This window comes from Chitinophaga sp. Ak27 (assembly GCF_012726295.1).
GTDB lineage: Bacteria > Bacteroidota > Bacteroidia > Chitinophagales > Chitinophagaceae > Chitinophaga.
Map to the genome: position 1 here is coordinate 344,485 of NZ_JABAOB010000002.1, position 21,846 is coordinate 366,330.

Sequence of the window (21,846 nt, forward strand, 5' to 3'; positions counted from 1 at the left end):
TAAATACGATTAAGTAGCACAACCTTTATTTGCCAATAAATTCACGCCTAACGTTATGAAAACAATTTACCTTTTTTGCTTGCTGTTGCTGGGTTTTAGCAGCTTGGCAATTGCACAGACACGCACTGTAAAAGGACGGGTGACTGATGCTGCTTCCGGAGAACCACTCCCCATGGTGAGTGTTCAGGTGAAAGGAACAACCAGTGGAACCCAAACAGATAACAAAGGAAATTTTTCCCTGCAGGTACCCACCGGGAAAAAAACAACCTTATTATTCAGCTACATAGGCTACACGCCTGTTAGTATACTGGCTGATGATGTCAGCATGACAATAAAAATGGAATCCAACAATAGAAAATTAGATGAAATTGTGGTAGTAGGATATGGTATGGTGAAGAAAAGAGATTTGACTGGCGCTGTGGTGTCGGTAAAAGGAGAGGAGTTGAAAAAAGTACCTTCCACCAATGTCATGGAATCGGTACAGGGAAAGTTACCGGGAGTGGATATCACACGTAGCAGCGGCGCCGCCGGAGCCAGGGTAAATGTAACCGTAAGGGGGAATCGCTCTATCAAAGCCAGTAATGGTCCTCTCTACATCGTAGACGGCGTGCAGTACGAAAACATACAGGATATTAATCCGAATGATATACAGTCTATGGAAGTGCTTAAAGATGCTTCTTCTACAGCCATATATGGTTCCCGCGGCGCTAATGGCGTTATCATGGTCACCACCAAAAGGGGTACAAGCGGAAAGCCCAAAGTAAATATCAGCTCCTATGCGGGCATTGCGGAGGTAAACGGTTATCCCCGCTTGAACAATGGACAGGAGTACACAGCCTTGAAGAGAGAAGCCAATCGCACTACCGGCCGATGGGCCAGCCTAGCCGACGATCCTAAAATATTCAACGCCTTTGAGCTGGATGAAATTAAAAATGACTTATGGACCAATTATGCTGACCTGCTGTTGCATAACGGCTTGCAGCAGGACTACCAGGCGGGCATCTCCGGAGGATCAGAAAAAACAAAGGTCTATTTCTCCTTCGATTATTTTAAAGAGAAAGGACTACTGAAACTGGATGTCCTCAATCGCTATTCGGCCCGTTTAAATATTGATCAAACCATCAACGATGCCATCAAGGTAGGTGCGCAAAGCCAGATCACCTATTATGAGCAAAGCGCCCGCCGCGATCCGCTAAACCAGGCTAACAAATATATTCCCCTGGGGCTTCCATACGATTCTGCCGGCAAGCTGGTATTGTTTCCTAACAGCGGTTCGGCCATCAATCCGCTGGCAGATGAACAACCCAATGCTTACGAAAATAGTACCCGCACCACCCGCACCTTTGTAAACGCCTATGTGGAAATCGCTCCCTTGAAAGGGCTGCTGTTTCGCTCCAACTTTGGCGTTACCCTCGAAAATGCCAAGCAAGGCGTATTTGCGTCTAAAAGCTCCATCGACCGGTCCACCGCCTCTACTTCCCGTTCCCAGTTAAACGGCAGTACCCGCCGCTACCTGAGCTGGGAAAACGTACTCACCTATAATAAAACAATAGGCGATCATTCCTTTGGCGTAACAGGCGTAGCCAGCTTACTGTCTGATCAGCGCGACTCCTCCCTGATGCAGGGGGAAGGGCAACTGCTACCATCACAACTGTATTACGCTATGCAGAACAATGTGAGTGGTATCGCTATCCGCAGCATGTATCAATCCAGTAAGTTAATTTCTTTCACTGGTCGCCTCAACTATGCCTATAAAGGTAAATACCTCTTGTCGCTCACCGGCCGCTCAGACGGGTCTTCCAAGCTGTCGCCGGGTAATAAATGGGCCTTCTTCCCATCGGTAGCCGGCGCCTGGCGTATCAGCGATGAAACGTTTATGAAATCGCAAACATTCATCAGCGACCTGAAACTGAGAGTCAGCTACGGTATCGCCGGTAACGATGCAGTGGATCCATATTCCACTGCCAGCTACCTGGTGAAAATTCCCTTCTCTTATGATGATACCAATGCCGCAGTAGCTTATACAATTGGCGATCAAACCGGCAACAAAGGCCTTAAGTGGGAATTGTCGGCCACCAAAAATATAGGTATTGACTTCGGTATCATCGCCAACAGGGTTACAGGAAGCATCGATTATTATGACACCAAAACAAAAGACCTACTGCTGCAACGTACATTGCCTACCTCTTCTGGTGTCAGTAATGTGATTCAGAACGTAGGTAAAACCCGCAACAGGGGAATAGAAGTCGGTATCAATACCACCAATATTTCCACCGCCAATTTCCGGTGGACCTCCAACATCGTATACTCCCGTAACAAAGAAGAAATTGTAGCGCTGACCGACGGCGGCGCCAACGATGTGGCTAACGGCTGGTTCATCGGGTATCCTGTAAAGGTGTACTACGACTACCAGAAAGTCGGTATCTGGCAAACATCAGAAGCAGATGAAGCCGCAAAATATGGCTATAAGCCAGGTGATATCAAGGTGAAAGACCAGGATGGTAAAGGTGTGATCAATACCTCCGACCGGGTTATCCTCGGCGCCCAGGTGCCTAAATGGAGCGGCGGATTTAACAATGACCTGCGGTACAAAAATTTTGATCTCAACATATACGTATTCGCCCGCATTGGCCAGTGGATCAATTCGGAATACGCTGCCAAATATGATCCACAGGGACTGGAAAACAGCGCCCCCGTAAATTACTGGACACCGGAAAATCCGTCTAATGATTATCCAAGGCCCAATGCGAGCCTTTCCAAAGATGGTACGCCCTTTATTAAAACATTGGGATACAAAAATGGCTCCTTTGTGAAGATCCGTAATCTCTCTCTGGGATATACTTTCCCTGCACAGGCCCTGCACTCGCTGCACCTGAGTAGCTTACGTGTATACGTTACCGGTAAAAACCTCTTTACCTTCAGCAAAGTAAAAGACTATGACCCGGAAAGAGGAGGCGATCTGAGCAACCCGCTCACCAAAATGTATGTGGCCGGAATCAATGTTGAGTTTTAATATTTAAAAAATCCGTTATGAAATCAATCATTCATAAATACGTGGTTATAGGCATCGTTACATTGACTGCGATGACGGCCTGTAACAAGCAATTGGACGAGTTTAACCCTGGCGGTACCACTACCGATGCGGTTTTTTCCACCCCGGAAGGATTTGAAAGCCTGGTGAATGCCGCCTATACGTATAACCGTTGGTGGTATGGAAAAGAAGAAGGCTATAGCATCTCGGAAATGGGAACAGATATATGGACCAGCGGTACCGGCGATAAGTATCCCGATATCACTAACTATAATAACCTTCAGGCCAGCAACAGCGTGATGAGCGTGTTGTGGAAACAGCTGTATGCAGCCGTCAATCTTTGTAATACCGGTATTGGCCGTATTGATAAAGCTGGTCTGACAGCCGACAGGCAGAAGATACGGAATGCAGAATTGCATTTTCTCCGCGCATTTTACTACTGGCATATCGTGGAAACCTGGGGGCCGGTACACTTCACCTTAACAGAAACTTCCGGGGTGATTACTACCGCTAACCGTACGCCGGTAGACACGTTCTATGCGCAGATATTCCGTGACCTCGACGTGGCGGTAAACGATTTGCCGGTAACGACTTCTGATTATGGACGTGTAACCAAACCCGCCGCAGAAGCCTTCCTGGCAAGGATGTGCCTGACCAGGGGCAAAAATCAACAGGCGGCCGACCTGGCAGACAAAGTGATTAAGAGCTACGGCTATACCTTGCTAACTAAGTATGCAGACCTCTGGCGAATGGATAACCTGCAAAACAAAGAAGTGATTTGGGCGGTAAACTATATGAAGAACCTGGTGTTCGATGACCGTGCGGATGCAACATTGTTTCCCAACGGGCATTCCCGTGGCGCAAACAACGGTCACCTGATGTTTGCCATGAAGTACGATGACCTGCCCGGTATGCAGCGCGACATCCTGAACCAACGCCCCTTTAATCGTTACATGCCTACGCTTTTCCTGCTCAATCTTTTTGATGAAACAGTGGATGCCCGCTACGAGGCCTCTTTCAAACAGGTGTGGTATTGCAACAACCTAAAAACTGCTCCCACAGGCATGAAGCTGGGCGATACGGCAGTGCTGTGCAGCAAGAAAGTAATCAGCACCACGCTCCCTTACCGGGTGTACGACCGGAACGCAGTATACAACGCCAATGGCGGCGGTAAGGACCGGACACACTATGTATCCCTGCAGAAGTTCGACGATCCCACACGGGCCTCCATCAATGAAGAACAAAGCGCGCGCGATGCATTTATTATTCGTCTCGCTGAAATGTACCTGGTGGCTGCAGAAGCGCAATTCAACCTGGGCAACAGTGCCAAGGCCGCCGACTATGTCAACGTGCTGCGCAAGCGCGCCGCCATCCCCGGGCACGAAGCCGCCATGCAGGTTGCCGCGGCAGATATCAACATCGATTTCCTCCTCGATGAAAGAGCCCGGGAGCTGGCAGGAGAGCAGCTGCGCTGGTTCGATCTGAAACGCACCGGGAAGCTGGCTGCCCGCATTGCGCTGCATAACCCCGATGCCAATCAGTACTTTCAGGCATATCACCTGCTGCGCCCGATTCCGCAGGATCAGATAGATGCGGTGAGTAATAAGAATGAGTTTAAACAAAACGACAAGTATAACTAAGTAAAGGAAAGTGATGAGGTATATTCAATTATTGTTATGGTCATTATTGGGACTGGCGCCAGCCAGTCCCAAGCCCGTTGTATTCCTGGTCGGTGATTCCACGATGGCCGATAAACCGCTGGAAGATAACCCTGAAAGGGGTTGGGGACAATTATTTCCACAGCTGTTAGTTCCGGAAGTGCAGGTGAAGAACTATGCAGTGAATGGTCGCAGTACCAGGAGTTTTATCACAGAACATCGCTGGGATAGTGTGCTGGCACAGCTGAAAGCAGGCGATTGGGTGATGATACAGTTCGGACACAACGACGCCAAAATCAGTGATACCACCCGTTATGCAGCACCACAGGGCGCTTATAAGACTAACCTGGAACGCTTTGTCAGTGAAACCCGGGCTAAAGGAGCCTACCCAGTGTTGATTACCCCCGTGGTACGACGACAATTTATAAACGGTGTTTTGCAGGATACCCACGGCGAATACCCGGCAGTAGTGCGGTCCGTAGCCGCAGCCATGCAGGTGCCGCTGATAGACCTGCAGCAAAGCAGCGAAGCATTACTGAAGAAAGAAGGAGAAGCAGCTACGGAGAAGATGTTCCGGAACATACCTGCCGGTCATTATCGTATACTGCCACAAGGAATTACAGATAATACACATTTTACGGCCTATGGCGCGGCAAAGATAGCAGCGTTGGTGGCCGCAGAAATGGATCGTAAGAAAATAGGTTTATCGGCGTACTTGGCGCCCACACCTTTTGAGGGCAAATACCGGTATGAGCTTCCGGTGATCTATGAACCGCATTTCAGAAGAGATACCTTTGATATCCGGGCTTTCGGCGCTAAAGCAGATGGGATCACGCTCAACAGCAAAAGTATTAACGAGGCTATTACTACCTGCAACAGCAAAGGGGGAGGAGTAGTGTTAGTACCCGCCGGCTTGTGGCTTACCGGTCCTCTGGAGCTGAAGAGCAATGTGAACCTGCATCTTGCGGCCAATGCAGTGTTGCAGTTCACTACCGATTTCGATCAGTATCCCCTGGTCACTACTACTTATGAAGGCCTGGTGGCCATGCGCTGCCAACCTCCGGTATCAGGCACAGGGCTTGAAAATATAGCCATTACCGGTAGTGGCATCCTCGATGGTGGAGGCGACGCCTGGCGCATTGTGAAAAAGGCGAAGCTGACCGAAACACAGTGGGAAAAACTGGTCGCTTCCGGTGGGATGGTAGGAGAAGATAGCGTAACCTGGTATCCTTCCCGTTCGGCTTATCTGGGTTCCAAAACCAGCCAGGCCGGTGTTATCAAGCGGGGTAGCCAGCCTTCAGACTATGCCGCCATCAAAGATTTCCTCCGTCCCAACATGATCAGCATCACGTCTTGTAAGAACGTGTTACTGGAGGACGTTACATTTCAGAATTCTCCCGCCTGGTGCCTGCATCCATTGCTGTGTGAAAATATTACGTTGCGGGGCGTATATGCGAAAAATCCCTGGTATGCCCAGAACGGTGATGGGATAGACCTGGAGTCCTGCCATAATGCGCAGATCACAGATTGCACTTTTGATGTAGGCGATGACGGTATTTGTATTAAATCCGGCAGGGATGAGCAGGGACGTAAACGTGGTAAACCTACGGAAAATGTTATTGTGCATCATTGTACCGTATATCACGCCCATGGCGGTTTTGTAATAGGTAGTGAAATGTCTGGCGGCGCACGGAACATTTATGTGTCGGATTGCTCTTTCCTGGGCACCGATATCGGCCTTCGGTTTAAAACGGCCCGTGGCCGCGGTGGTATCGTAGAAAACATCTATGCGGCCAACATCAATATGAAAGATATTCCGGGAGAAGCCATCCTGTTCGACATGTACTATGCTGCTAAAGACCCGGTGCCACTGGCCGGAGAACAGCGGGTGGCGCCCAAAGTGGAAACAGTACCGGTAACGGAGGCCACTCCTTTATTCCGTAATTTTTATATCAATAACGTTGTATGTCATGGCGCCAAAAAAGCGGTATTCATCCGCGGGTTACCGGAAATGCCGGTCAGCAATATCTGGCTGCGCAACCTGGTGATAACGGCAACAGCCGGTATTGACTGCCTGGAGGCCACGGGAATTCATTTTGATAATGTTTATCTCGTTACTTCTTCCGGTACCCCGCCCATGCATACACGTAACACCAAAGACATCAGCACCGGTAACTGCCGCTACCGGGATACTAAAACCAATTCAACCAGTGATCATGCTTTTTAAGAAATGTTCTTTTGCCGGATGGCTGCTGCTCTCCGTCACCGCCATACAGGCGCAAACCGGCGCGGCCGGCATGGCGGCCACCGTCATGCGCATCTGGAAAGACTCACTCGTGTTGCATCCGGGCACGCCCGTAAAATGGACCTACGACCAGGGAGTAGTACTGGAAGGCATCACTGCTTTATGGAAACACACCGGCAACCAAAAGTACTTCCGGTATATACAGCAGAGCATGGACTTCTTCGTGGATCAACAGGGAAATATCCGCACTTACCGTTTGGAAGATTATAATATCGATAACGTAAAAAACGGGCGGGTGCTGCTCACCTTGTTCAAAACTACAGGTGATGCCAAATACAAGCTGGCAGCAGATCAGCTGCGCAAGCAATTAGCCCGGCAACCCCGCACCAAAGACGGCGGGTTTTGGCATAAACAGCGCTATCCCTGGCAAATGTGGTTGGACGGGCTTTACATGGGCGAACCTTTTTATGCGGAATATGCCGCGCTCGTAAAAGACAGTGCCGCCTTCCAGGATATCACCCGCCAGTTTGTGCTGATGGAACAACATGCCCGGGATGCCAACACCGGCCTGTTATACCATGCCTGGGATGAATCAAAGGAACAACGCTGGGCCAATAAAATAACCGGGCAGTCGCCCAATTTCTGGGGCAGGGCCATGGGATGGTATGCCATGGCGCTCGTAGATGCGCTGGAGTACTACCCTGCCAACGAGCCGGGCCGCGACAGCCTGGTGGCAATCCTGCGCCGCACAGCCGTTGCCATTAAGCAATACCAGGATAAACACACCGGCTGCTGGTTCCAGGTGCTCGACAAAGGCGGCAAAGAAGGAAATTATGTGGAAGCCTCCGCCTCCTGCATGTTCGTATATGCGTTGGCGAAAGGCATGCGATTAGGTTATCTCCCAGTTACCTACCGGCAGGTGGCCGCAAAAGGTTATGCAGGTATCCAGCAACAGTTTATCCGGAAAAACCCGGAAGGCGATATCACCTTGGGCGGAACCGTCAGCGTAGCGGGATTAGGCGGAGAGCCCTACCGGGATGGCAGCTATGCATATTATCTCAGTGAGAAAGTAATCGACAACGATCCCAAAGGGGTAGGAGCCTACCTCTTAGCCGCCAATGAAATAGAAATGATTAACAAATAAAAGTGTATGAAATTATCTCGAAAAATGCTGCCGGCAATACCTGGAAAAGCTAACCGGCAGCTGCCTGCCGACAACTGGTGGGCATTACCGGAAAAGGTATTGCAGTTCGGTACTGGCGTACTGTTGCGGGGCCTGCCCGATTTCTTTATCGACAAAGCCAACAAACAAGGAATCTTCAATGGCCGTATTGTAGTAGTAAAATCTACTGCACAGGGCAATATCAACGCCTTTGCGGAGCAGGACGGCCTGTTTACACAGTGCATCCGTGGCATTGACGGTGGACTGCAAGTAGCCGAAGATGTTATCAATGCTGCCATCAGCCGGGTGCTAACGGCTACCTCGCAATGGCAGGAGATACTGGATTGCGCAACCAACCCGGATATGCAGCTGGTAATATCCAATACCACAGAAGTAGGTATTGTATATGTAGAAGAAGATATCCGCCAGTCGCCTCCTGCTTCGTTCCCGGCCAAACTGCTGGCATTTTTGCACCACCGTTACCAATATTTTAAAGGAGATCCGGATACGGGAATGATCATCATTCCTACAGAACTGATTCCGGATAATGGCAGCAAGCTGGCTGGTATCCTGGAAAAACTGGCATTGTTTAACCAGCTGGAACCAGCATTTATAGAATGGCTTACCCAACATAATTATTGCTGTAATTCCCTGGTAGATTGTATTGTGCCAGGCGCAGCTGCTAATACAGCGGCCGATTATGAAGATAAGCTGCTGATTATGACAGAGGTGTACCGGCTCTGGGCCATTGAGACAGACGTGGAGACCGTGAAAGCAAGGTTGCCTTTCGGCGCAGTGGATACAGGCTTTGTGCTTTCGCCGGACATTAACGTATTCCGGGAACTTAAGCTACGCCTGCTCAATGCTACGCATACCCTGAGCTGCGGATTGGCTTTCCTGGCAGGATTAGATACCGTGAGAACGGCTATGAGCTGCGAGCCCATGGCGGCTTATATGGAGGGACTTATGATGCATGAAATTATCCCGGCTATAACAGACAGGCATATACGCAACGATGCTGCCATCCGTTTTGCCTATGCTGTACTGGATCGTTTCCGCAATCCTTATATAGAACACCGCTGGTTAAATATTTGCACTCAATATACCTCCAAAATGAAAATGCGGGTATTGCCAGTGCTGCTGAACTACTACGAACGAACAGGACAAGTGCCCGCATTGATTTCACTGGGCTTCGCTGCACACCTGCTGTTTATGCGCGGTGGTACATCATACAGCATCACAGATGAATTTGCTGCTTTATACCAGCATGCCTGGGAAGACGCCATGCCTGCCCAGGTAGTAAAAAGGACCCTTGGCAATGAGCAGATATGGGGCCGTGATCTGGCTGCCATTCCTGGTTTTGTGCAGGTGGTGACGGCCATGTTGCAGCAGCTGCAGCAAACGGGGGCCATGGCTTATCTCGAACGTGTAGCAACGGAAATCACCTTGTCATAAATATTTTAAGAGCAGTTCATGAAACAGAAAGTATTAAAGGTACACCCCGACGATAACGTGTTGGTAGCCTTGCAGGACCTGTCGCAGCACGAAGTAGTGCAGTATAACGGCGCCAGCTATACGTTGACGGAGCCTATTCCTGCAAAACATAAATTCGCCGCTACGGCATTCGATAAGGAAGATGCCATAACCATGTATGGTGTACTGGTAGGACGGGCAAAAGAACCTATTCCAGTTGGCAGCAGGATTGCCGTGGAAAATGTGCATCATGCAGCAGGTAGCTATGCGTTGTCTGATCTGCGCAAAACCGCATGGACAGCGCCTGATATTACCCGCTGGCAGCAAAAAACATTCATGGGATACCATCGGGCCGATGGGAGTGTGGGTACTGCCAATTATTGGTTGGTGATACCACTGGTATTTTGCGAAAACAGGAATGTGGAGGTGCTGAAAGAAGCGCTGCTGGGAGAGTTGGGCTATAGCCGGCCCGATAAATATGCCGCCTTTACCCGCTCCCTGGTAACACAGCAAAAAGCAGGTGCGGATACCACCCAAATACTGGAAACTATCTATACAGAAGATCCCACCGGCGCCGGTCCTACCAGGATCTTTAAAAATGTAGACGGTATTAAGTTTCTTTCCCATGATGGCGGTTGCGGAGGTATCCGGCAGGATGCACAATCGCTCTGTGGGTTACTGGCAGGCTACATTACCCATGCCAACGTAGCCGGAGCTACGGTATTAAGCCTGGGTTGCCAGAATGCCCAGGTGAGCATGTTACAGGAAGAAATCAGGAAACGGGATCCTCACTTCACAAAACCGCTGTACATCCTGGATCAACAGCAAACCGGTGCCGAAAGTGTTTTGATCAGCCAGGCTATCCGGCAAACATTTGCCGGTTTAATGGAAGCTGATCGCTGTACCCGTCAGCCTGCTCCGCTAAGTAAGCTATGCATCGGACTGGAATGCGGCGGCTCCGATGGGTTCTCCGGTATTTCCGCTAACCCGGCGATTGGCTACACATCCGATTTATTGGTAGCCCTGGGCGGCTCAGTGATATTAGCAGAATTCCCTGAACTGTGCGGCGTAGAACAGGAAATGAGTGATCGTTGTACCGATGTTGAAAATGCTACGCGCTTCATTCAACTTATGCGTACTTACCAGCAACGCGCGGAAGAGGCCGGCTCCGGATTTGATATGAATCCTTCTCCGGGAAATATTAAAGATGGACTCATTACAGACGCGATTAAGTCGGCCGGCGCGGCTAAAAAAGGCGGTACCTCCCCGGTAGCCGCTGTACTCGACTATCCCGAAAAGGTGCAGCGCCCTGGACTCAACCTGCTTTGCACACCGGGCAACGATGTAGAATCTACCACGGCAGAAGTAGGTAGCGGCGCCAACATAGTGCTGTTCACCACGGGTTTGGGTACGCCCACCGGCAATCCTATAGCACCGGTAATAAAGCTGTCGAGCAATACCCGGCTCTATGAGCGCATGCAGGATATTATCGATATTAATACCGGCACCATCATCGATGGTACAGAAACCATTGCAGCCGCAGGCGAACGTATACTCGATTACGTTATACAGGTAGCCAGCGGCGCTGCCATCGCCAAGTCCGTTGTCAACGGCCAGGATGATTTTATTCCCTGGAAGAGAGGCGTATCATTGTAGTGATTAAAATTTATTATCGATGAGAAAGAAATTCATGGATGAAAATTTCCTCCTGAATAGCAAGGCGGCGGAAAGATTGTATCATGACTATGCCCGGGATATGCCCATTATTGATTACCATTGCCATCTGCCACCCGCCCAGATAGCGGCAGATACCCGTTTCAACAGCATCACACAGGCATGGCTATACGGAGATCATTACAAATGGCGGGCAATGCGTACCAACGGGGTGCCGGAAAGCTATTGTACCGGCGATAAAACAGATTGGGAGAAGTTTGAAAAATGGGCGGCTACAGTGCCTAAAACGTTGCGTAATCCCCTTTATCACTGGACTCACCTGGAATTGCAGCGGTATTTTAACGTATCGGAACTGCTGCATGCCGGCACCGCCGAACGTATTTATCATACCTGCAACGCCTTGCTACAAACCCCTGAATACAGTGTGCGCGGCTTGCTCCGCAGCAGGAATGTGGCCATGATCTGCACCACTGATGACCCTGCTGATGACCTGTCTCACCACCGGCAAATAAAAAAGGAGGGCTTCGAAATACCCGTGGTGCCAGCCTTCAGGCCCGACAAAGCCATGGCAGTAGACGATCCACTCGTTTATAATCAATACTTGCAACAATTGGAACAGGCGGCCGGTATAAATATCCGTACCTACGATGACTTGTTGCAGGCATTGAAAAATCGGCACGACTATTTTTCCACCCGGGGTTGTAAGGTGTCCGATCATGGCATAGAGGAAATGTATGCAGAAGATTTCCTGGAAAGTGAAATCCGGCAGGTTTTCGCCAAAGTGCGCAGTGGCCAGCCGACCTCTGTTACAGAAATACGGCAGCTCAAATCAGCCCTGCTACTGGAGCTGGCTGTAATGGATTGGGAAAAAGGATGGGTACAGCAATATCACCTGGGAGCCTTGCGGAATAACAATACCCGCATGATGCGTGCCCTCGGGCCAGATACCGGATGGGATTCCATCGGTGATTTTTCCCAGGCACGGGCTTTATCCAAATTTCTGGATAAGCTGGATAGCCAGGATAAACTGGCTAAAACCATTATTTACAACCTGAACCCGGCCGACAATGAGTTGATGGCGACCATGACCGGCAATTTTAATGATGGGTCGGTAGCCGGAAAAATCCAGTTTGGCGCCGCCTGGTGGTTCCTCGATCAGAAGGAAGGCATGATCCGGCAAATGAACGCCCTATCGAATATGGGGCTTATTTCCCGCTTTGTAGGAATGCTCACCGACTCGCGCAGCTTTCTTTCCTATCCCCGCCATGAATACTTCCGCCGGCTGCTCTGCGACCTGCTCGGCGATGAAATCGAAAAAGGAGAAATACCGGCAGATTTTCAGTTGGTAGGCAGTATGGTACAGGATGTCTGTTATAACAATGCAAAGTCGTATTTCGGCTGGGAGTAACGATCGAAAAAAAAATTCAACTTTTTTAAGGGCTGCTGACATACCGTTGTCACATGCCCTTTTTTACTTTGTATTGTAAACGAAAAAATACAGACTTTAAAAAATACAGACTTATGGAAAACAACACACTGACTGCTACCGCCCCCGCTACTGCTGTAATCATCACTCCTGAACAGCTGCTGAAGCACTGGCAGGGCCATCGGGGACTTACACGCCGCATTATTGAAGGTTTCCCGGAAGATAAACTCTTCGATTTCAGCATCGGTGGCATGCGTTCATTCGGCACGCTGGCCATGGAAATGATTGGCATGGCTGTTCCCAGCGTACATGGTTTTGTAACCGGCGAATGGTTGGATAACGAAGCTTTACTGGGTGATGGTATTGATACCAAACCCACCACCAAAGCAGGCTTACTGGCCCTGTGGGACGTTGTTACCGAAGCCATCAATGATTATTGGCCCCGCGTAACCCTGGACAGATTTCAACAACAGATCAAGGCCTTTAATCAATACGATGGTACCGTTAGCAGCATCCTGTTGTACGTGATCGATAACGAAATTCATCACCGCGGACAAGGGTATGTTTATCTCCGCGCTTTAGGAATTGAACCCGCTCCATTTTGGGATAGACCCTAAGTCTATCTTACTGCATTGAACTTTTCCCGGTATTCAGAAGGCGTCATTCCCACAGTTTTGCGGAATACCTTTCTGAATGCCTTGGGATCGTTATAGCCAGAGTTGTAGATGATCTCCGTCATTTGCTGGCCGGTTTGTTCCAGCAGCTTTTTGGCAGCTTCTATACGGGTGAGTTGCAGGTATTCGATAGGCGTAACACCAGTTACCTGTTTAAACCGTCTCACGATATTGCGGCGACTCGAGGGAATGTCTTTAATCATTTCCTCAATAGTGCCGGCTTCCTGGTAACAGGTTTCAATTTTTAGCTGGGCAGTGGCCACCAGGTCGTCGTGGTGGTTACGTGTAGGCTGGAAGGTACTGAAATAGGACTGTTTATCGCGACCCATATCGATAGCAAATATTTTGGCCGTTCTTACCGCCACTTCAATTCCGCAATGTATTTCCAGTAAATGTAACAGCAGATGAAAGGTGGAGGTAGCGCCCCCGCTGGTATAAATACCGGCATCATGGGTTACCGTTTTATCTGACAGCAGGTTTACCCGCGGAAACGCACGGGAGAACTCTTTGCAGGCGTCTACATGTGTGGTGGCTATCTTGCCATCCAGCAATCCTGTAGCGGCCAGCAAAAATGCCCCGGTGCAGAAACTGGCCAGCTCTGCTCCATTTTTATATTGCTGCCGCAGCCAGGGAAGCCAGGCTTCGTTTTCTGCCAGTACCTGCGGTATGTCATCGGCTGTAAAAGAAGGAATCAGCAATAATTTAAATGTACCTGCGTCAGCTAAAGTTTGAGCCGGGTAGGCCGGAAAAGCCGAAGTAAGATGCGCGGTGTCGGGCGTATACAGTAACGTCACTGTAAAAGGAGCAGGCTGATCGCTTTTTTGGTAAATTTTGTTGACGGTATCGAGGACGTCTGTGATAGCAGCCAGACTCAGTAATTTATAATGACGGGTTAGCAGGATACCTATCTGCAGCATATGGTGGCAATTTTAAATTCTCTTTCCAAACTTAAGGATTTTTTGTCGCAAACGCCCCTAAGATTGACTGAATTAACATCCTTCCGGGCTGGAATTATCAGTTACCTTAGAGATAGTTTGAAACCATAAATTACAACAACATGAAAGCTGCTAGTAACAGGATGCTGGGCATTCTGGCCATGTACGATCTGCAAACCGGGCTTTATCCCAGGGTATTGGAAGGCATAGCGGACGCAGATGCCTATAAACGCTTGGATTCAGCTGCCAACCATATTGCCTGGCTGGCTGGCTCACTGGTACAGCAAAGGTTTGAGGTAGCCGGTTTAATAGATCCCAACGTGAAGGAGAAGTCAACCGGAGATGCGCTTTTTACACACAACCAGGGCATCAAAGAAGGCGTTACTTATCCTACACTGGAAGTATACCAGCAGGACTGGGAACGGATTACGCCAATTTTCCGGGAAGTGCTGGCACAGGCCACCGATGAGCGGCTCGATAAAATCATTGAATTTCCCGGGATGAGCTTTCCCTGCTGGGATATGGTCACCTTCACTATTTACAGGGAAGCCAATTGTATTGGCCAGATTGCTTTGTGGAGGCGACTCCTGGGCTATCCGGCGATGAAGTATATGTAATAAACTTTACACTGATGGTAGAAGTATTTAAAACCAATGTGCAGCGTCGTGGCGTTGCCAACGCATTGGTGGCACTGTTGCACAGTAACTTCCCGGGTAGCCGGATTAATTTCGACCTGGAAGATCGTGACAAGGTGTTAAGGGTGGAAGGAGACAATTTTCACCCGGAAAAAGTAATGATGCTGGTCAATGAAAATGGTTTCCAGTGTCACATTATGGAAGATTGAGAAAGGTGTTGCTGACCAAAAAAGAATTGCTGGTCAGCAACGCTTTTCATCCATCCGGGCCAGCCTTTTGGCGAGGAAAAAAGAGAAGCATCTCTGTCAGGAGATGCTTCATTTATAATGCCGGATGAAAGGGAATATTTATACCAGATGATGGTGTTAGTGCCGTACCCGGCCACCACCTTCATGTCCGCCGCCGCCGCCGCGACCGCCACCAAATCCACCTCCTCCAACACGGCCACCGCCGCCGAATTCACGACCGCCGCCGCCACCGCGAGGCATCTGCTGTGAAAAGTGGGGCTGCTGTTGCGCCATCACACGACCCTGTCCACCGTTATAACTTGGCCGGCCGCCACCCGGATTGCCGAATCCCTGCCTGGCCGGATTGTAAGAAGGAGCGCTGCGCTGACCGGCAAATCCTTCTCTCACATTATTGTCTGGCCGTGTATATCCCTGCCTTACATTATTGCCGGGTTGATGATAGCTTTGTCTTACGTTATTGTCTGGCCGGGTAAATCCTTGTCTTACATTATTACCTGGCTGAGTAGTTCCCTGCCTGATATTATTGCCCGGGCGTACATTGTTATTGCCCCTGTCTGCAAAACCCTGCCGGATGCTGTTACTACTTCCCTGTTGCGTGCTGCCCTGCCGGATGCTTCCCTGGTTAGTTAACCCCTGTCGAACCGAAGGCCGTGCTGCATTAGGATTGCCGCTTACGCGGTTACCCTGCTGAGGACGCATGACTGCATTGGCTGGCCGGCCATTATTAACAGACGCCAGCATATCACGGTTACCGCTCGCCACCCGTTGGTTGGATACCTGTGCAGAAGTGGCCTGTATATGGCGATCCCGCATAGCTAACTGGTCGGTACGCGTAGGGCGGGCGGTTATACCGCCGGGGCCATTATAGCTGCTGCGGTTATTGATCACAGTCCGGTTATTAATGACCGTATTGTTAATGTAAGTATTGCGAACAATAGTAGTGTTTACATTGGTATAGGCCGTGTTATAACGATATACATTACCTGCCCAGCCACCACCATAGAATCCGGAACCAAAATATCCGCATCCATAGTTAACGCCACCATAGTATCCTACCCGGTGCCCCCAGTAGCCGGCATGCCAGCTATAAATGCCGCCTATACAACCCCAATATCCCGGGGTCCAAAGTAAGCCAACGGCTGGAGGCATTACCCATGCACCTGGTACCCAGTAGTAACCATCGGGCCCGTACGCCCAGTATCCCGGTGTCCAGAGATATCCATCCACCGGACAAGGGGGCTGTGTATATACGGGTAACAGCGGGGGCGCCAACCGGATGGAAATTCCCACGCTTACCTGTGCCTGCGCCACCGGTGCGGTGGCAGCCAATGCTGTACTGGTGAGCATCAAGGCGATGATAATGTTTTTCATGATATGATAACTCTTTATCCTTTCTATTCGACAATTATGCCATAAAAAAGTTTAACCCCGGAGAAGGGCGTCTGTCGCGTTACTACAGGAAATAAAAAAACGGGCAAAGCGTGTCGGATGTTGTGTTGGTTGCGGATATAGAAAATTGAGCCTGGTGTAAAAGAACATGGAAAGTAAAAATTAAAGAGTTGTTAAAATGTGGGAGTGATGGGCGAGGCAGGACATTTTATATTTTTTTAGCGTAAGTGATACCGGCTTTTAGAGAGTCAGAGAATATTTTAACTGAAGTATTAAAATACGATGTTATCTTGGTCAGAATTGACAGGTAGAATAAATTAAGAATATAAAACAGCAACTATGGAAAATAATCATGCAGAAGAAAAATTTGCGGCGCTGGGATTGGCATTGCCGCCTGCACCTGCGCCGCTGGGTGTTTATAAGCCTTGCTTTGTAGATGGTAAATATCTTTATTTGTCTGGTCATGGGCCTGTACAGGATGATAAATCCCTCATCATTGGCCGGATTGGAGACGCGTTAGATATGGAAGCCGGAAAACTGGCCGCAAGGCAAGTGGGACTAACAATGCTGGCAACTATTAAAACGCACATAGGTAGTCTGGATAAGGTTAAGCGGGTGATTAAAGTATTGGGGATGGTAAATTGTACGCCCAGCTTTGAGCGGCATCCATATATCATTAATGGATGCAGCGAATTATTTGCCGCCATCTGGGGAGAAGAAAATGGGATAGGCGTTAGAAGCGCAGTTGGTTTTGGCTCTCTGCCTGATAATATCCCGGTGGAAATAGAAGCTTTATTTGAACTATACTAGGCTGACTAAAGGAGTTAATTATGTTTACGATAGATGCACACCTGGATCTTAGCATGAATGCGCTGGAATGGAACAGGGATCTGCAACAACCGGTAGCCGCCATCCGGGAACGGGAAGCGGGACTGAGCGATAAGCCGGACCGCGGTAACGGCGTAGTGGCTTTCCCTGAATTGAGAAAGGGAAACATAGGATTGGTGGTGGCCACACAAATAGGCCGCTTCGTAGCTCCCGATAATCCACTCCCGGGCTGGCATTCCCCTGAGCAGGCATGGGCGCAAACCCAGGGACAACTAGCCTGGTATAAAGCCATGGAAGATGCCGGGGAGATGGTAATGATCAGAGACCGGAAAGAATTGGAGCAACACCTCCTGCGGTGGAATGACGATACCCCCAACGATAAGAAACCAATAGGTTATATCCTTAGCCTGGAGGGCGCCGATTCCATTGTTGATATAAAATACCTGGAACGTGCTTATAACAATGGATTGCGTGCCATCGGTCCAGCGCACTATGGGCCCGGCCGTTATGCCAACGGCACCGATGCTACAGGACATTTAAATGAGCGCGGCCGCCAGTTGATCCGGGAAATAGAGCGACTGGGCATGATACTCGACGCCACTCACTTATGCGATGACGCGTTCTGGGATGCCATGGAATTGTTTAATGGTCCCGTGTGGGCGAGTCATAATAATTGTCGCGCGCTGGTAGATCACAACCGACAGTTCAGCGACGACATGATACGGGTACTGGTGCAAAAAGGAGCCGTTATCGGCGGCGCATTGGATGCGTGGATGATGGTACCTGGCTGGGTGCGCGGAAAATCTACCCCGAAGGATATGCATTGCAATCTCGAAAAAATGGTAGACCATATGGATCATATCTGCCAGATAGCAGGTAATGCCCTGCATATCGGTATTGGTTCCGATCTGGATGGCGCTTTCGGCAAAGAGCAATGTCCTTATGACCTGGAAACGATCGCAGACCTGCAAACACTCCCCGCCTTATTGTCGAAAAGAGGATATAGCGCTACGGATATTGAAAACGTAATGCATGGTAACTGGCTGCGCTTCCTGCGCAATGCCTGGAGAGACTAACACTATTTGTGTATGTGATTACGACAAAGCCCTTCTGTATGGAGAAGGAGCTTTGTCTTTTAATGCTTACATTAGGTTGGTTATCAATGGAATCAATTTGATTACCTGCGCGCCTACTTCAATGGTTGCCCGCTTTTTGCTTCCCCTTTCCGGCAAGTTTTACTAACTTGCGCGAATGAATTTTCTTGAAGTCTTCAATATCAGCAAACAACAGCACGGCGCATATATTTTAAAGAATGTCAGCTTTACACAACACCAGTTTCAAAAGGTAGTGATTGCCGGAGAAACAGGTTCCGGAAAAAGCTCCCTGATGAAAATTGTAGGAGGCATGGGACAGGCCGATGAAGGTACGGTCATGTTTGAAGGAAAGCGGGTGAGGGGCGCCCTGGAAGTGCTCATCCCGGGCCATCCGGGCACAGCGTACCTGTCGCAGCACTTTGAACTGAGGAATAATTACCGCGTAGAGGAAATTCTGTCTTATGCCAATAAGCTCACGGAAGAATCAGCCAACGAAGTATACGAGGTGTGCAGGATCAGCCACCTGCTGAAAAGAAAGACAGACCAGCTGTCGGGTGGAGAAAAGCAGCGTATTGCCATGGCCCGGTTGCTGATAGGCGCACCGCGCCTGTTTTTACTGGATGAGCCTTATTCTAATCTCGACATGATCCATAAAAGCATCCTGAAGAATGTAATCAGCGATATCAGTGAAAGACTGGGTATTACCTGTATGCTGATTTCCCACGATCCTATAGATATACTGCCCTGGGCCGACCAGATCCTGGTGATGAAAGATGGGGAAATTGTACAGCAGGGCACTCCCAGGGAAATTTACAACCAGCCGGTGAGTGAATATGTAGCGGGATTGTTTGGGAAATACAACCTGATTGCGCCAGCTAAGGCCGGCATACTGGAAGGACTACCAGGTATTACCCGTAATGGTAAGCACATTTTTATCCGGCCGGAGGACTTTAAAGTAGTGCGTACCAAAAAAGACGCGATTCCCGGTAAAGTAAAGGAACTCAGTTTTTACGGCAGCTTCCTGGAGGCAGAAATAGCATTGGGTAACGAAATCGTTACCATTAAAACGGCTAATGCCGGGCTGAAGAAGGGTGCTTCCGTGCAGGTAGCTGTAGACCCGGAAGCGGTGTGGTATTTTTAACCAGACTTTATTTATCTTCTTTCCGCAAAGCCATTATAGGGCTTGTTACGCAGCATATCCCAGGTTCTATCGTAGGATACAATATAATGAACGATTACCACAGCGGCGAGGATAATGCTCCATTGGGGATGTTCCATTACGCGGAGCCCCCATACGGCCAACCCGAATAATATCCACTCCAACAGTAATCTTGCTTGTCCGGGGATAGCTACGGGTGCTTCTTTCGGATCATTAGGAACACGGAAGACGCCCCAGAGAGTGGCTGCGCTGAGCGGAAAACCCAACGCCAGCACATATCGCAACCAGCTATCGGCGCCCATCTGCCAGCCCCAGAGGCCCAGTATCACTAACATAATAATTTCCAGTAAGAAACGTACAGCTAAGTTGACGGGATTGGTATTCATATCGTTGACTATTCCGAAATAAATATATTTCTTTTATCTTAACGGCTTGGTGTTAATTAAATTGTTATGAGAAAAAATTTATTGCTGCTGTGCCTGGCCTGTCTGTATGCAAGCGCTGGCCTCTTTGCACAGTCGCCACTACGGTTTGAAAAGGATATCCATACGATCCGGGACTTTGATAAAATGTATGCGCCGGCGCCGCATCCTATTTTATTTGTGGGGAGTTCTTCTATCCGCAAATGGGACGACCTGGAACGGAATTTTAGCAGCTATGTAGTGATGAACAGGGGTGTTGGCGGGGCTGAAACCAACGATGTAACTTACTATGCCAATGACATCATTTTTCCCTATGCGCCCCGGCAGATAGTGATTTATGTGGGAGAAAATGATTTGCCGCATGCTACTGTTACCGCCGATACTATGCTGCTACGCTTTCAGCAGCTGTATGGCGCTATCCGCGCTAAGCTGCCGGCTATCCCCATCATTTATATTTCCATTAAGCCCAGTCCTTCCCGCGCCGCATTTTTAGAGAAAGCAAAGCAGACCAATGCGCTGATCAAAAATTTCCTGGCAAAGGAAAAACAATCCGTTTTTGTAGATATCTACTCCAAAATGCTGGATAAATCTGGGCAGCCGCGTAAGGAACTATTCCTGGACGATATGTTGCACATGAACAAACAAGGATACGCAATATGGGAAAAGGCCATACAGCCGTACCTGTTGCATAAATAAAAGCAGTATGCGTATAGTTTTCATCACTTTCCTGTTGCTGCTGACCTGGCAAATAAGCTGGTCGCAATCGTTACGGGTAGCCGTGGCCGGTGTATCGCACGGCCATGCGGGTTTCATCCTGGGCCGCCCCGATAAAGGGGATATCCAGATAGCGGGCATTTACGAACCGGATGTTGCCGTAGCAAAATTGCGCGCAAAGCAATACCATCTGCCGGAAAATATTTTTTATACGAACCTGGCGGAAATGTTGGATGCGGTGAAGCCCGCTGCGGTGCTGGCATTTGGTTCCATTAAAGCTCACCGGGAAGTAGTGGAGGCAGCAGCGCCCCGGCATATACATATCATGGTAGAAAAGCCGCTGGCCACCACCGTGGCGGATGCGGTGTATATGGACTCCCTTGCCCGCAGATATGGAGTACATCTGCTCACCGACTATGAAACCAGCTGGTATCCGTCTGTTGCCAAAACGTTCCAGTTGGTCGAGGATAGCAGTTTCGCCGGAAAGATCAGGAAGGTAACTATCAACGATGGGCACCAGGGGCCTAAAGAAATAGGCTGCGGGCCTGAATTCCTAGCCTGGCTCACCGACCCGGTGCTGAACGGTGGGGGCGCCCTGATGGACTTTGGCTGCTATGGCGCCAACCAGATGACTTACCTGGTAAGGAATCGTTTGCCCGTTTCCGTTACCGCGGTAGCCCGGCATTATAAACCACAGGTATACCCCAAAGTGGAAGACGATGCCACCATCCTGGTAGACTATGGAGATACACAGTGTACCATACAGGCCTCCTGGAACTGGACTTTCAGCCGTAAAGACATGGAAATATACGGCGACAAAGGCTATCTCATTGCGGCCGATAAAAATACGCTGGTACAACGTAATAACGAACGGGCGCCTGCTACTGCCCGGCATATAACGGCAACGGATATACGGGTATATGAGGATCCTTTCCGCTACCTGATCGATGTATTGAATGGTACAGTGAAAATGCCGGCCTATGGCTTATATGCGCCGGAAAACAACGTGATCGTGGTGCGTATCCTGGAGGCAGCCCGGGAGTCGGTGCGTACCGGTAAAACTATTAAATTCTGATACA

The 21,846-nt window shown here is 49.4% G+C and carries 18 protein-coding genes; 15 read left to right on the forward strand and 3 right to left on the reverse strand.

All coding sequences use genetic code 11. The features are described 5' to 3' along the window. Nucleotides 1-55 precede the first annotated feature (55 nt). The 8 genes from HGH90_RS09250 to HGH90_RS09285 all read left to right on the forward strand — a co-directional run bounded on the left by HGH90_RS09250 (nucleotide 56) and on the right by HGH90_RS09285 (nucleotide 13,286). Nucleotides 56-3,013: a SusC/RagA family TonB-linked outer membrane protein gene (locus HGH90_RS09250; RefSeq protein WP_169190926.1), complete on the forward strand. Its 2,958-nt coding sequence runs from the start codon at nucleotides 56-58 to the stop codon at nucleotides 3,011-3,013. Between the two features lie 17 nt (nucleotides 3,014-3,030). Beyond that, the gene (locus HGH90_RS09255) at nucleotides 3,031-4,671 is read left to right on the forward strand and encodes a RagB/SusD family nutrient uptake outer membrane protein (protein WP_168764272.1); all 1,641 of its coding nucleotides are present in this window, start codon (nucleotides 3,031-3,033) and stop codon (nucleotides 4,669-4,671) included. A 13-nt stretch (nucleotides 4,672-4,684) separates the two neighbouring features. Beyond that, on the forward strand, nucleotides 4,685-6,916 hold the full coding sequence (locus tag HGH90_RS09260; RefSeq protein ID WP_169190927.1) for a glycosyl hydrolase family 28 protein: 2,232 nt from the start codon (nucleotides 4,685-4,687) through the stop codon (nucleotides 6,914-6,916). After that, nucleotides 6,906-8,078, forward strand: coding sequence for a glycoside hydrolase family 105 protein (locus HGH90_RS09265; RefSeq protein ID WP_169190928.1), 1,173 nt, complete (start codon nucleotides 6,906-6,908; stop codon nucleotides 8,076-8,078). Before HGH90_RS09260 ends, HGH90_RS09265 begins: the two co-directional genes overlap by 11 nt. Before the next feature lie 6 nt (nucleotides 8,079-8,084). Further along, a complete protein-coding gene (locus HGH90_RS09270) occupies nucleotides 8,085-9,551 on the forward strand; it encodes a tagaturonate reductase (protein WP_169190929.1) in 1,467 nt (488 codons plus the stop codon). Between the two features lie 18 nt (nucleotides 9,552-9,569). Continuing rightward, complete coding sequence (locus HGH90_RS09275) at nucleotides 9,570-11,225, forward strand: UxaA family hydrolase (RefSeq protein WP_168764268.1); 1,656 nt, start codon at nucleotides 9,570-9,572, stop codon at nucleotides 11,223-11,225. Between the two features lie 19 nt (nucleotides 11,226-11,244). Next, nucleotides 11,245-12,651, forward strand: a complete 1,407-nt coding sequence (uxaC, locus tag HGH90_RS09280) for a glucuronate isomerase (protein WP_168764267.1) — start codon at nucleotides 11,245-11,247, stop codon at nucleotides 12,649-12,651. Nucleotides 12,652-12,764: 113 nt separating this feature from the next. After that, nucleotides 12,765-13,286 carry a DinB family protein gene (locus HGH90_RS09285; RefSeq protein ID WP_168764266.1) on the forward strand — a complete coding sequence of 174 codons (522 nt, stop codon included), beginning with the start codon at nucleotides 12,765-12,767 and terminating at the stop codon, nucleotides 13,284-13,286. Nucleotides 13,287-13,288: 2 nt separating this feature from the next. Here the strand turns inward: HGH90_RS09285 and HGH90_RS09290 are convergent, their stop codons facing one another. Continuing rightward, nucleotides 13,289-14,260, reverse strand: coding sequence for a GlxA family transcriptional regulator (locus HGH90_RS09290; protein WP_169190930.1), 972 nt, complete (start codon nucleotides 14,258-14,260; stop codon nucleotides 13,289-13,291). 140 nt (nucleotides 14,261-14,400) lie between these two features. Between HGH90_RS09290 and HGH90_RS09295 the strand changes: the two genes are divergently transcribed. Then, nucleotides 14,401-14,895 (forward strand): DinB family protein, encoded by a 495-nt coding sequence (locus tag HGH90_RS09295; protein ID WP_168764264.1) that lies wholly within the window; start codon nucleotides 14,401-14,403, stop codon nucleotides 14,893-14,895. A gap of 14 nt (nucleotides 14,896-14,909) precedes the next feature. Then, complete coding sequence (locus HGH90_RS09300) at nucleotides 14,910-15,122, forward strand: hypothetical protein (RefSeq protein WP_168764263.1); 213 nt, start codon at nucleotides 14,910-14,912, stop codon at nucleotides 15,120-15,122. A gap of 156 nt (nucleotides 15,123-15,278) precedes the next feature. Here the strand turns inward: HGH90_RS09300 and HGH90_RS31620 are convergent, their stop codons facing one another. Further along, nucleotides 15,279-16,532 (reverse strand): YXWGXW repeat-containing protein, encoded by a 1,254-nt coding sequence (locus tag HGH90_RS31620; RefSeq protein ID WP_211172603.1) that lies wholly within the window; start codon nucleotides 16,530-16,532, stop codon nucleotides 15,279-15,281. A gap of 357 nt (nucleotides 16,533-16,889) precedes the next feature. Between HGH90_RS31620 and HGH90_RS09310 the strand changes: the two genes are divergently transcribed. From HGH90_RS09310 to HGH90_RS09320, 3 genes are all read left to right on the forward strand, one after another. Further along, entirely contained in the window at nucleotides 16,890-17,360 is a 471-nt protein-coding gene (locus HGH90_RS09310) for a RidA family protein (protein WP_169190931.1), read from the forward strand. Nucleotides 17,361-17,380: 20 nt separating this feature from the next. Then, a complete protein-coding gene (locus tag HGH90_RS09315) occupies nucleotides 17,381-18,454 on the forward strand; it encodes a dipeptidase (RefSeq protein ID WP_168764260.1) in 1,074 nt (357 codons plus the stop codon). Between the two features lie 175 nt (nucleotides 18,455-18,629). Further along, nucleotides 18,630-19,613 carry an ABC transporter ATP-binding protein gene (locus HGH90_RS09320; RefSeq protein WP_169190932.1) on the forward strand — a complete coding sequence of 328 codons (984 nt, stop codon included), beginning with the start codon at nucleotides 18,630-18,632 and terminating at the stop codon, nucleotides 19,611-19,613. 11 nt (nucleotides 19,614-19,624) lie between these two features. Here the strand turns inward: HGH90_RS09320 and HGH90_RS09325 are convergent, their stop codons facing one another. Further along, nucleotides 19,625-20,017 carry a YrdB family protein gene (locus HGH90_RS09325; RefSeq protein WP_169190933.1) on the reverse strand — a complete coding sequence of 131 codons (393 nt, stop codon included), beginning with the start codon at nucleotides 20,015-20,017 and terminating at the stop codon, nucleotides 19,625-19,627. Between the two features lie 66 nt (nucleotides 20,018-20,083). Here HGH90_RS09325 and HGH90_RS09330 point away from each other — a divergent pair, with 66 nt between their 5' ends. Beyond that, complete coding sequence (locus HGH90_RS09330; RefSeq protein ID WP_169190934.1) at nucleotides 20,084-20,749, forward strand: GDSL-type esterase/lipase family protein; 666 nt, start codon at nucleotides 20,084-20,086, stop codon at nucleotides 20,747-20,749. A 7-nt stretch (nucleotides 20,750-20,756) separates the two neighbouring features. Then, nucleotides 20,757-21,842: a Gfo/Idh/MocA family protein gene (locus HGH90_RS09335; protein ID WP_169190935.1), complete on the forward strand. Its 1,086-nt coding sequence runs from the start codon at nucleotides 20,757-20,759 to the stop codon at nucleotides 21,840-21,842. Nucleotides 21,843-21,846 lie beyond the last annotated feature (4 nt).

What these genes read in the sequence shown, in the direction of transcription:
- HGH90_RS09250 (WP_169190926.1), top strand. Translation starts at nt 56, where the DNA reads ATGAAAACAATTTACCTTTTTTGCTTGCTGTTGCTGGGTTTTAGCAGC.
- HGH90_RS09255 (WP_168764272.1), top strand. Translation starts at nt 3,031, where the DNA reads ATGAAATCAATCATTCATAAATACGTGGTTATAGGCATCGTTACATTG.
- HGH90_RS09260 (WP_169190927.1), top strand. Translation starts at nt 4,685, where the DNA reads ATGAGGTATATTCAATTATTGTTATGGTCATTATTGGGACTGGCGCCA.
- HGH90_RS09265 (WP_169190928.1), top strand. Translation starts at nt 6,906, where the DNA reads ATGCTTTTTAAGAAATGTTCTTTTGCCGGATGGCTGCTGCTCTCCGTC.
- HGH90_RS09270 (WP_169190929.1), top strand. Translation starts at nt 8,085, where the DNA reads ATGAAATTATCTCGAAAAATGCTGCCGGCAATACCTGGAAAAGCTAAC.
- HGH90_RS09275 (WP_168764268.1), top strand. Translation starts at nt 9,570, where the DNA reads ATGAAACAGAAAGTATTAAAGGTACACCCCGACGATAACGTGTTGGTA.
- uxaC (WP_168764267.1), top strand. Translation starts at nt 11,245, where the DNA reads ATGAGAAAGAAATTCATGGATGAAAATTTCCTCCTGAATAGCAAGGCG.
- HGH90_RS09285 (WP_168764266.1), top strand. Translation starts at nt 12,765, where the DNA reads ATGGAAAACAACACACTGACTGCTACCGCCCCCGCTACTGCTGTAATC.
- HGH90_RS09290 (WP_169190930.1), bottom strand. Translation starts at nt 14,260, where the DNA reads ATGCTGCAGATAGGTATCCTGCTAACCCGTCATTATAAATTACTGAGT.
- HGH90_RS09295 (WP_168764264.1), top strand. Translation starts at nt 14,401, where the DNA reads ATGAAAGCTGCTAGTAACAGGATGCTGGGCATTCTGGCCATGTACGAT.
- HGH90_RS09300 (WP_168764263.1), top strand. Translation starts at nt 14,910, where the DNA reads ATGGTAGAAGTATTTAAAACCAATGTGCAGCGTCGTGGCGTTGCCAAC.
- HGH90_RS31620 (WP_211172603.1), bottom strand. Translation starts at nt 16,532, where the DNA reads ATGAAAAACATTATCATCGCCTTGATGCTCACCAGTACAGCATTGGCT.
- HGH90_RS09310 (WP_169190931.1), top strand. Translation starts at nt 16,890, where the DNA reads ATGGAAAATAATCATGCAGAAGAAAAATTTGCGGCGCTGGGATTGGCA.
- HGH90_RS09315 (WP_168764260.1), top strand. Translation starts at nt 17,381, where the DNA reads ATGTTTACGATAGATGCACACCTGGATCTTAGCATGAATGCGCTGGAA.
- HGH90_RS09320 (WP_169190932.1), top strand. Translation starts at nt 18,630, where the DNA reads ATGAATTTTCTTGAAGTCTTCAATATCAGCAAACAACAGCACGGCGCA.
- HGH90_RS09325 (WP_169190933.1), bottom strand. Translation starts at nt 20,017, where the DNA reads ATGAATACCAATCCCGTCAACTTAGCTGTACGTTTCTTACTGGAAATT.
- HGH90_RS09330 (WP_169190934.1), top strand. Translation starts at nt 20,084, where the DNA reads ATGAGAAAAAATTTATTGCTGCTGTGCCTGGCCTGTCTGTATGCAAGC.
- HGH90_RS09335 (WP_169190935.1), top strand. Translation starts at nt 20,757, where the DNA reads ATGCGTATAGTTTTCATCACTTTCCTGTTGCTGCTGACCTGGCAAATA.